The 9,619-nt window shown below is 63.6% G+C and carries 8 protein-coding genes and 1 pseudogene; 6 read left to right on the top strand and 3 right to left on the bottom strand.

Translation table 11 applies throughout. The annotated features are described in order from the left end of the window. Positions 1–724 (bottom strand): TadE/TadG family type IV pilus assembly protein (locus EN991_RS11330; protein ID WP_206519189.1); only part of this gene is annotated, 724 nt, incomplete at its 3' end. Positions 725–954: 230 nt separating this feature from the next. Between EN991_RS11330 and EN991_RS11325 the strand changes: the two genes are divergently transcribed. Next, the gene (locus tag EN991_RS11325) at positions 955–1,815 is read left to right on the top strand and encodes a TIGR01459 family HAD-type hydrolase (protein ID WP_164768978.1); all 861 of its coding nucleotides are present in this window, start codon (positions 955–957) and stop codon (positions 1,813–1,815) included. A gap of 6 nt (positions 1,816–1,821) precedes the next feature. After that, positions 1,822–2,802: a bifunctional riboflavin kinase/FAD synthetase gene (locus tag EN991_RS11320; protein ID WP_127368761.1), complete on the top strand. Its 981-nt coding sequence runs from the start codon at positions 1,822–1,824 to the stop codon at positions 2,800–2,802. A 1-nt stretch (position 2,803) separates the two neighbouring features. Here the strand turns inward: EN991_RS11320 and EN991_RS11315 are convergent, their stop codons facing one another. Next, on the bottom strand, positions 2,804–3,358 hold the full coding sequence (locus EN991_RS11315) for an HdeD family acid-resistance protein (protein WP_013532362.1): 555 nt from the start codon (positions 3,356–3,358) through the stop codon (positions 2,804–2,806). Positions 3,359–3,552: 194 nt separating this feature from the next. Here EN991_RS11315 and EN991_RS11310 point away from each other — a divergent pair, with 194 nt between their 5' ends. The 3 genes from EN991_RS11310 (at position 3,553) to EN991_RS11300 (ending at position 8,436) form a co-directional block, all read left to right on the top strand. Further along, a complete protein-coding gene (locus EN991_RS11310; RefSeq protein WP_024504841.1) occupies positions 3,553–4,359 on the top strand; it encodes a MipA/OmpV family protein in 807 nt (268 codons plus the stop codon). 234 nt (positions 4,360–4,593) lie between these two features. Further along, positions 4,594–7,557 carry an isoleucine--tRNA ligase gene (ileS, locus tag EN991_RS11305; protein WP_127368760.1) on the top strand — a complete coding sequence of 988 codons (2,964 nt, stop codon included), beginning with the start codon at positions 4,594–4,596 and terminating at the stop codon, positions 7,555–7,557. A gap of 207 nt (positions 7,558–7,764) precedes the next feature. Then, positions 7,765–8,436 carry a hypothetical protein gene (locus EN991_RS11300; RefSeq protein ID WP_013532359.1) on the top strand — a complete coding sequence of 224 codons (672 nt, stop codon included), beginning with the start codon at positions 7,765–7,767 and terminating at the stop codon, positions 8,434–8,436. A gap of 36 nt (positions 8,437–8,472) precedes the next feature. Here the strand turns inward: EN991_RS11300 and EN991_RS11295 are convergent, their stop codons facing one another. After that, positions 8,473–8,922, bottom strand: a complete 450-nt coding sequence (locus tag EN991_RS11295; RefSeq protein ID WP_127368759.1) for a nucleoside deaminase — start codon at positions 8,920–8,922, stop codon at positions 8,473–8,475. A gap of 182 nt (positions 8,923–9,104) precedes the next feature. On the opposite strand from EN991_RS11295, the pseudogene EN991_RS11290 reads away from it, so the two are divergent. Beyond that, positions 9,105–9,619, top strand: a pseudogene (locus tag EN991_RS11290) (RNA pseudouridine synthase); the annotation flags it as partial.

Genomic DNA, 9,619 nt, shown 5'->3' with positions numbered 1-9,619 from the left:
AGTCGAAATTCTCGTTCGATACCGGCGACAGGCCTTCGGTATCCATCCAGGGCGCATTGCCGTTGCCGGGCCCGACATTGACCGAGGCGGCAAACGGCACGAGGCCGAACTGCACCGGCCTGTCGACCTGCTTGATCATTGCCGCCTGCTGGGCCAGCGTGTCGACCAGCTGTTTTGCCGCGGTCTTGAGAAGGTCGATGCGCGTTTGCCCCGAGCCCGTTCCGGTCTTGGTCATCGACCCGGAATTGTCGAGTACCAGGGCGACTTCAAGAGTGTTCTTCAGCCGCACTTCCGAGGTGATGTTGAAGCTGATCCTCTGGTTGGCGTCGGTTTCGGATTTGCCGACGAGCTGGCCGAAGACCGGATAGAAATAGGGCTTATAGTCAAGCCGCGCGGTCATCTTGAGCAAGCCGCCGCCGGTGGTGTTGCTTGGCAAGGTGACGGTGAGCGTCGTATTGGCGGGATTGATCTTGTTGAGGTTGGCATTGAAGAAGTCGAGCGCATAGGCCCGCAACTGGTCGTCGGTGGCACCCTCCGTCAGCCGGCGCGCCGTGGCGAAGTTTGCGGCATCGAGCGCGTTCGAAACCGCCTGTTTTTCGCGGCTCATCTCGGTGAAGTCGACGGCCATTGCCAGGGCGCCCATCAGCGGAACCATCGCGACGACCGTCATGAGAGCATAGTTGCCGCGTTGGTCGCGGCAGAACTGACGCCAAAGTCCATGCATGTCTTGGAGCGGCCCCCGCCGGCGGATTCTCGATCGACGCCAGCTTTCCACAAAACGCTGAAGGCCGGGTTTGGCAAATCGCTCTATTGCCGGGGCAGCGCTTCACCAACCGCTAACCAATCGTGCCTGGCGAAAGCTGGTGACAGGCCGGAATGGTTCGGCTAATCCGAACCGGCTGCGGCGAACCGTCTGTCGTGGCGGTCGCAACGATCATGACTGAAGGAAACGGCATGGCGGATTCGCCTGAAATCATCGGCTCGCTCGAAGGCGTGTCGAAGGCCTATTCGGCAATCCTGTGCGACGTCTGGGGGGTGGTCCATAATGGCGAAACGCATTTCCCTGTGGCAGCCTCCGCATTGGCAAGGGCTCGAGAGGCGAAAATCCCCGTCGTCCTGATCACCAATTCGCCGCGCAGAAGTGCCGATGTAGTGGCGCAGATGAACGCGATCGGTGTTCCACCGTCAGCCTACGACCGGGTGGTTACCTCAGGCGACGTGACCCGGGATCTGATCGCCGAAGGGCCGCGCAAGATTTTCCATATCGGCGCCGACCGCGACTTCACCCTCTATGAAGGTCTCGACGTCGAGCTTGTCGAGGAGTTCGAGGCGTCCGGCGTCGTCTGTACCGGCCTGTTCGACGACGAGGTCGAGAAGCCCGAGGATTACGCGGAGCTCCTGCGGCGGCTGCGCGCCAGGAACCTGCCTTTCATCTGCGCAAATCCCGACATCGTGGTCGAACGTGGCGAACGCATCATCTGGTGTGCCGGCGCGCTGGCGCGTGACTATGCCCAGCTCGGCGGCCGCACATTGATCGCTGGAAAACCTTACGCGCCGATCTACAATCTCGCGATGAAGGAGGTTGCCGAGATTCTTGGCCAGCCGGTCGAGCGCGGCCAGGTGCTGGCCATCGGCGACGGCATGATGACCGATGTGAAGGGCGCCGCCGACAATGGCTTCGATGTTCTTTATGTCTCCGGCGGTATCCATGCCCGCGACTATGGCGATGCCCTGCAACCGGATCCGGCAAGATTGGCGGCCTTCCTGGAAAAGCATGGCTATGGTCCGGTGGCCGTCATTCCCAGACTTCGGTAGGTGACGATGGCAGCCTTCCAGCGCATCCTGGCAACCGCGCCGCTTCCCGCCGACCTGCGCGGCGGCGTCGTGGCGATCGGCAATTTCGATGGCGTCCATCGCGGCCATCAGGCGGTGCTCGAGCGAGCCTCGGCGGAGGCAGGACGGCGCGGCGTGCCGGCCCTGGTGCTGACATTCGAACCGCATCCGCGTAAGATCTTCAGGCCTGATATCCCGTTGTTCGTGCTGACGCCGCCGCCTATGAAGGCGCGGCTGCTGTCGCTGCTGGGCTTTGCCGCGCTCGTCGAGCAGCCGTTCACGCGCGACTTCGCCTCGCTGTCGGCGGAAGCGTTCGTGACGGATGTGCTGGAGACGAACCTCGGCATTACTCACGCCGTGACCGGGTTCGACTTCCATTTCGGCAAGGATCGTCAGGGCGGCCCGGCCTACCTGATGGCGGCCGGCGAGCGTCACGGCTTCGGCGTCACGCTCGTCGACGCGTTCCGGGACGAGGGCGCCGAGGTGGTGTCGTCCAGCCGCATCCGCGTATTGCTGGGCGAGGGTGAGGTGGCTGAAGCCGCCGGTCTGCTCGGCTACCGGTTCACCGTCGAAAGCGAGGTGGTCGGCGGACAGCAGCTTGGCCGCACCCTTGGCTTTCCAACCGCGAATATGAGGCTGTCGGCTGAAGCCGCACTCAGGGAGGGCATCTATGCCGTCCGCTTCCGCCGCGCCGACGGCACGCTTCACGACGGCGTCGCCAGCTTTGGCCGACGCCCGACAGTCGACGACAACGGCGCGCCGCTGCTGGAAACCTTTGTCTTCGATTTCTCCGGCGACCTCTATGGCGAGGTTTGTCAGGTTTCCTTCTTCGGTTTCCTGCGTCCGGAGGTGAAGTTCGAGGGGCTCGACGCGCTGGTCGCGCAGATGAAGCGCGATGAAGCCGAGGCACGCGCGCTGCTTGCCGGCGTCAGGCCGCTCTCCGACCTCGACGCTGCGATGGCATTTTAAGCTACTTCTTCAGTGCCAGGCCGACGGCGATGAAGGTCCAGCCCTGGAAGATCAGATCGATCGCCAGGAACAGACCGAGCACCCACAGGCTGTTGACCGGCCAGCCCATGGCGATGATCAGGCCCGCAAGCGCGGTGATGACACCGGCAGCGACGATCCAGCCCCAGCCGCGTTCCGGCCGATGGCTGTAGCCGACCCAGGCCCTGAGCACCCCTGACGCGACCAGCGCAATCGCCAGCAGGAATGTCAGCACCGCCGAGGCAAGCAACGGATTGCCGAAAGCGAAGAAGCCGGCAACGGCGTACAGCAGTCCGCTGAGCAGCCAGTAGAAGAAGCGGCTCCAGGTCTTGACGCCGAACGCGTGCACGATCTCGATGATGCCCGCCATCAGCATCAGCCATCCCACGACGTAGACGGAAGCCACCGTGGCGACGAACAGGTTGGCGAAGGCAATGCCGCCGAAGATGAGCAGCAGCACACCGAGCGCGACAAACCATCCCCATTTTGTCCGTGTCTGTTCGATCGCGATTTTCAGGGCGTCGCCATGCAGGGTCATTGTCGCGGTCTCCATCGAGGGCTGCGGAATACTGCGGATGGAAGGTAATCCGGGCGCGGGCCAACGTCCAGTCGATGACCGGCAGCGGCATCGCGGCAAAGCGCGAGCGTATGTCTCGGGTTTAAATCAAATTTTACCAAACGGCCGTCAAAGCTGTCATTGGTAATCGTGTGTGTCGTGTTAGTGGAGTGGCCATGAGTCCGGTCGGAAGAATCTCTCTGGTGTTGGCCGCTGCGGTGCTGGGCGGGGCGGGCGCCGCCAATGCGGGCGAGGGCAGCTGGCTGTCCGGCGACTGGTATCTGACCGTTGGCGCCACCGGCCTGGTCGCGCCCAATTTCGAGGGCGGCAGGAAATACATGCTGAGCGCCCAACCCATCATCTCATTGGGCAAGGCCGGACCGGCGGCACGCTTTGTCTCGCGCAACGACAACATCTCGTTGGCGCTGGTCGACGATGGCGGTGTCCGCGCCGGCCTGACCGGCAAGTTCCTGTTTTCCCGCGACGACGACAACGCCGATGAACTGAAGGGCCTCGATCCGGTGCGCTGGGGCGGCGAAGTCGGCGGCTTCTTCGAATTCTATCCGACGGACTGGCTGCGCGCCCGCGCCGAGCTGCGCCACGGCATTCGCGCCCACAACGGCTTTGTCGCCGACATCGCCGCCGATGCCTTTTACGACGTGACGCCGACCGTCAGGATTTCGGGAGGACCGCGTGTTTCCTTCGCCTCTGGCAACTATTTCGACGCCTATTATGGCGTCAACGCGCAGGAAGCGGTGGCCTCCGGCCTGAGCGAATACCATCCCGGTGGCGGGCTGAAATCGACCGGCCTTGGCGGCGCCATAACCTGGAAGGTGACCGAGCCGATGACCGCCAGCCTGTTTGGCGAATATTCGCGCCTGATGGGACCGGCGGCCGATTCCAGCCTGGTCAAGGAGCGTGGCGACCGCAACCAGTTCACGGTCGGCGTGTCGACCACCTACCGCTTCGATTTCACGATGTAGGTGAATCGAACGAGAGACGCTTTATTCCTGCCGTGGCTTCGGCTAAAAGCCCAGCCATGACCAGCTTTTCGCGCCTTTTCGCGATCGCGATACGAATTACAGGCCCGGTGTTCCGGGTGGCCTGAGCGCCGCCGGAGCCGCCGGGAGTTTCTGCGCGCCCCTCGCGCTTTTTTCATAACATGATAGTTCACGCCCGAGCTTGTACGCCCGCCGGGCAATGCACATGGCAGACCAATGACCGACACAACTGAAACGATCGACTATTCCAAGACGCTTTATTTGCCGCAGACGGACTTCCCGATGCGCGCCGGCTTGCCGGAGAAGGAGCCGCTGCTGGTCAAGCGCTGGCAGGACATGGATCTCTACCGCAAGCTGCGCGAGAGCGCTGCCGGCCGCACGAAATACGTGCTGCATGACGGCCCGCCCTACGCCAATGGCAACATCCATATCGGCCATGCGCTGAACAAGATCCTCAAGGACGTCATCACCCGCTCGTTCCAGATGCGCGGTTACGACTCGAACTATGTGCCCGGCTGGGACTGTCACGGCCTGCCGATCGAATGGAAGATCGAGGAGCAGTACCGCGCCAAGGGCAAGAACAAGGACGAGGTGCCGGTCAACGAATTCCGCAAGGAATGCCGCGAATTCGCCGCGGGTTGGATCACGGTGCAGGGGGCCGAGTTCCAGCGCCTCGGCGTCATCGGCGACTTCAAGAACCCCTATACGACGATGGCTTTCCATGCCGAGTCGCGCATCGCCGGCGAGCTGTTGAAGTTCGCCATGTCGGGCCAGCTCTATCGCGGCTCCAAGCCGGTGATGTGGAGCGTGGTCGAGCGCACGGCGCTGGCCGAGGCTGAGATCGAATACCACGACTATGAGAGCGACACGATCTGGGTGAAGTTTCCGGTCGCCAGCCTTGTCCGCCCCATTGACGATGGCCAGACCAAGCTGACGGAGGGCGCCCTCGATCTGCTGCAGGCCCACGTCGTCATCTGGACGACGACGCCGTGGACGATCCCAGGCAACCGCGCCGTCAACTATTCGCCGCGTATAAATTATGGCCTCTACGAGGTCACGGCAGCCGAGAACGCGTTCGGCCCGCAGCCGGGCGAAAAGCTGATCTTTGCCGACGCACTGGCCGAAGACTCCTCGGCCAAGGCCAAGGTCACCTTGAATCGTCTCCGCAGCGTTTCGGCGCAAGAGCTTGGAAGCCTTACGCTTTCACATCCGCTCAAGGGCTTGGGCGGCGGCTACGAATTTGCCGTTCCGATGCTCGCCGGTGACCATGTCACCGACGATGCCGGCACCGGCTTCGTCCACACCGCGCCCGGACACGGCCGCGAGGACTTTGACGCCTGGATGGACGCGGCGGTGGATCTGCGCGCACGCGGCATCGATCCCGCCATCCCGTTCACCGTTGACGATGGCGGCTTCTTCACCAAGGACGCGCCGGGTTTCGGACCGGACCGCGAGGGTGGACCGGCGCGCGTCATCGACGACAACGGCAAGAAGGGCAACGCCAACCAGGCCGTCATCGACGAGCTGATCAAGCGCAACGCGCTGTTCGCGCGTGGCCGGCTGAAGCACAGCTATCCGCATTCGTGGCGGTCCAAAAAACCGATCATCTTCCGCAACACGCCGCAATGGTTCGTTTATATGGACAAGGACCTCGGCGACGGCTCGACGCTGCGCAGCCGGGCGCTCAAGGCCATCGACGACACCCGTTTCGTGCCCGCCGCCGGCCAGAACCGCATCCGCGCCATGATCGAGGAGCGCCCGGACTGGGTGCTGTCGCGCCAGCGCGCCTGGGGCGTGCCGATCGCCGTCTTCGCCGATGTCGACGGCAATGTGCTGAAGGACGAAGCGGTCAACCAGCGCATCATGGACGCCTTCGAGAAGGAGGGCGCCGACGCCTGGTTCGCCGCTGGCGCCAAGGAGCGTTTCCTTGGCAATCACGATGCCTCCAAATGGAAGCAGGTGATGGACATCCTCGACGTCTGGTTCGATTCGGGCTCGACGCATGCCTTCACGCTGGAGGATCGCCCTGACCTGAAATGGCCGGCCGACGTCTATCTCGAAGGCTCCGACCAGCATCGCGGCTGGTTCCATTCCTCGCTGCTGGAAAGCTGCGGCACCAGGGGCAGGGCGCCTTACGATACTGTCGTCACCCATGGTTTCACCATGGACGAGGATGGCCGCAAGATGTCGAAGTCGCTCGGCAACACCGTGGTGCCGCAGGACGTCATCAAGCAGTCGGGCGCCGATATCCTGCGTCTGTGGGTGGTGACGACCGACTACTGGGAGGACCAGCGGCTCGGCAAGAACGTGCTGCAGACCAACATCGATGCCTACCGCAAGCTGCGCAACACCATCCGCTGGATGCTCGGCACGCTCGCCCATGACGATGGCGAAGAGGTGCCGCTGGAGAAGATGCCGGAACTGGAGCGGTTGATGCTGCACCGGCTGGCCGAGCTCGATGAGGTCGTGCGCTCGGGTTACGACGCCTTCGAATTCAAGCGCATCACCCGCATGCTGCTCGATTTTATGGTGGTCGAGCTGTCCGCGTTCTATTTCGACATCCGCAAGGACGCGCTCTACTGCGACGCGCCCTCGAGCCTGAAGCGCAAGGCTTCTGTGCAGGTGGTGCGCCATCTCTTCGATTGCCTGGTGAAATGGCTGGCGCCGATGCTGCCCTTCACCATGGAGGAGGCCTGGCTCGATCGTCATCCCGACGCGGTCTCGGTGCATCTCGACCAGTTCCCGCAAATCCCGGCGGACTGGCAGAACGAGGCGTTGGCGGAAAAGTGGCGCCAGGTGCGGCAGGTGCGGCGCGTCGTCACCGGCGCGCTGGAGATCGCGCGGGCCCAGAAGGTGATCGGATCGTCGCTGGAAGCGGTGCCGGTCGTCACCATCAACGATGCAGCGCTCGAAGCGGCGATTTCAGATGTCGACATGGCCGAGATGGCGATCACCAGCGATCTGGTCATCGCTCATGGCGAGGCACCGGCTGGTGCCTTCGCGATCGACGACGTCAGGGGTGTCGCCGTGGTGGTCGAGAAGGCCGAGGATCGCGGCCTGTTAAAATGCGCACGCTCATGGCGCTACACCGCCGATATCGGCCAGGATCCGGAATTCCCGGATGTTTCGGCCAGGGATGCGGCGGTGCTGCATGAATTGAAGGCGCTTGGCCGGCTTTGACAGGCCGGCCAGCTTGATCGGTGCACAAATGCCACGCCGGGCGGGTGAAAACCGCCCGCGCGTTGCCCTTAACGAGTGGTTGAGGTAAACACGCGAAACTCCGGAAGACAAATTGTCGCCGGATTTCCGTCGCAAGTGCTTGGACGATGGGGACCGGCCAGAAGGCTGGTGGCAATCGAGAGGCTGTCTAGAGTGGGACTTTTTGGCATGACCGAGAGATATAATGCGCGCCTGGCGCTGCTGGCGCCGCTTGTCGCGTCGGGCCTCGCTTTGTCCGGCTGCATGGGCTCTCCGACCTACGGCACCGACAAGACCGCCGGCGAACAGCTGGCCGGCGATATTTCAGGCGCCTTTTCATTTGCGCCGAAGCGCAAGGAACAGATCGACTACAAGCCGCGTCCGACGCTTGTAAAGCCGGCGCCCGGCCAGAAGGAAGCGCTGCCGGCCCCGCAGGACAGCATCGAGACGGCGAGCGCCGAATGGCCCGAATCGCCCGAGCAGCGCCGCGCCCGCTTGCGCGCCGATGCCACCGCCCATCAGAACGACCCGGCCTATCAGTCGGAGATCGTCGACGACGTGCAAACCGATCCGGCCTCGGTGAAAAGGGCGATGGCGGAGTCAGGCTCGAGCCACCCGCCGGCATGGACACCGGCCGATTCCGACAAGGGCCGTGCCGCCGAGATCCAGCGTCGCCTCGCCGACAGCAAGCAGGGCGATCCGAACACCCGCAAATATCTGAGCGAGCCTCCAGTGCAGTATCGTGTCGCGGCCGGCACCGCGCCGCAGAACGAGCTTGGCGAGGACGAGTACAAGAAGGAACGCCGTCTCAAGAAAGAGGCGGAAGGCAAGAAGGGCAGCGGCTGGTTCGATTGGCTGTAAGAACACCGAATTGTGTCGCCGGGCGTAGCGCCCGCTTCAGCCGCGCCGCTCCCGAAAAAATCCTTTAAGCAGCAGGCCTGCTTCGGTCTCGCCCATGCCCGGATAGATGTCGGGCGCGTGGTGGCAGGTCGGCGAGGCGAAAAAACGCACGCCGTTGACCACCGCACCGCCCTTGTTGTCGGCGGCGCCGAAATAGAGCCGGCGCAGCCGGGCGAAGGAAATGGCGCCGGCGCACATGGCGCAAGGCTCCAGCGTCACATACAGATCATGCCCGGTCAGCCGCTCGGCCGACAGTTTGCGGCAGGCTTCGCGGATGACCAGCATCTCGGCATGCGCGGTCGGGTCGGCAAGTTCCCGTGTGCGGTTGCCGGCGCTGGCGACAACACCAGCGCCATTGGCGATGACGGCGCCGACCGGCACTTCGCCTCGCAAGGCGGCAGCTTCGGCCTCCTTCAGCGCCAGCGCCATGAAATCGGGCCGCTTCACGCGATTTCCACTCCGATTATCTCCTCGCCACCTGACGGTGATCCTGTTATGGAGCGCATGACCTCGAAAATCGGGACTCGGTTTTCGAAAATGATCATGCGCCACATCAAAAGTGCTACAGCGTTCGTTGCGCGCCCGAAAGGATGCGCCACGCTGTAGCAGCGCAAACGGATAAAGGCCACATGGACGACAACGACAAGAAATTCCGACCCAGGAAGGGTCCGGCCAAGAGTGGGCCGAAAGCCGCGGGACCGCGCAGCCGCGATGGCGCCGCGGGCAAGGGCGGCAAACCGTCCTTTGGCGCCAAGAAACCTTACGCACCGCGTGGCGACCGGCCGATGGCTGCCGATGGCGAGCGGCCGAAGCGCGATTTCAAGGGCGGCGACAAGCCTTTCAGCAAAGGCCCGCGTCCCGAAGGCAAGCCTTTTGAGAAACGCGAGGGGCCGCGCAAGCCCTATGCACCGCGCGGCGATCGCCCAATGGCCGCCGAAGGCGAGCGCAAGCCCTATGAAAAGCGCGAAGGACCGCGCAAGCCCTACGCACCGCGCGGCGATCGCCCAATGGCCGCCGAAGGCGAGCGCAAGCCTTATGAAAAGCGCGAAGGACCGCGCAAGCCCTACGCACCGCGCGGCGACCGCCCGGTGGCCGCTGAAGGCGAGCGCAAGCCCTACGAGAAGCGCGAAGGGCCACGCAAACC

Origin of the sequence: Mesorhizobium sp. M7A.F.Ca.US.005.03.2.1 (assembly GCF_003997795.1) — a bacterium.
Lineage (GTDB): Bacteria > Pseudomonadota > Alphaproteobacteria > Rhizobiales > Rhizobiaceae > Mesorhizobium > Mesorhizobium ciceri.
This window is presented reverse-complemented; position numbering and strand designations above follow the sequence as displayed.

Bases quoted from the DNA above. Each gene is read 5' to 3' on its own strand.
- EN991_RS11325 (WP_164768978.1), top strand. From the start codon at position 955: ATGGCGGATTCGCCTGAAATCATCGGCTCGCTCGAAGGCGTGTCGAAG.
- EN991_RS11320 (WP_127368761.1), top strand. From the start codon at position 1,822: ATGGCAGCCTTCCAGCGCATCCTGGCAACCGCGCCGCTTCCCGCCGAC.
- EN991_RS11315 (WP_013532362.1), bottom strand. From the start codon at position 3,358: ATGACCCTGCATGGCGACGCCCTGAAAATCGCGATCGAACAGACACGG.
- EN991_RS11310 (WP_024504841.1), top strand. From the start codon at position 3,553: ATGAGTCCGGTCGGAAGAATCTCTCTGGTGTTGGCCGCTGCGGTGCTG.
- ileS (WP_127368760.1), top strand. From the start codon at position 4,594: ATGACCGACACAACTGAAACGATCGACTATTCCAAGACGCTTTATTTG.
- EN991_RS11300 (WP_013532359.1), top strand. From the start codon at position 7,765: ATGACCGAGAGATATAATGCGCGCCTGGCGCTGCTGGCGCCGCTTGTC.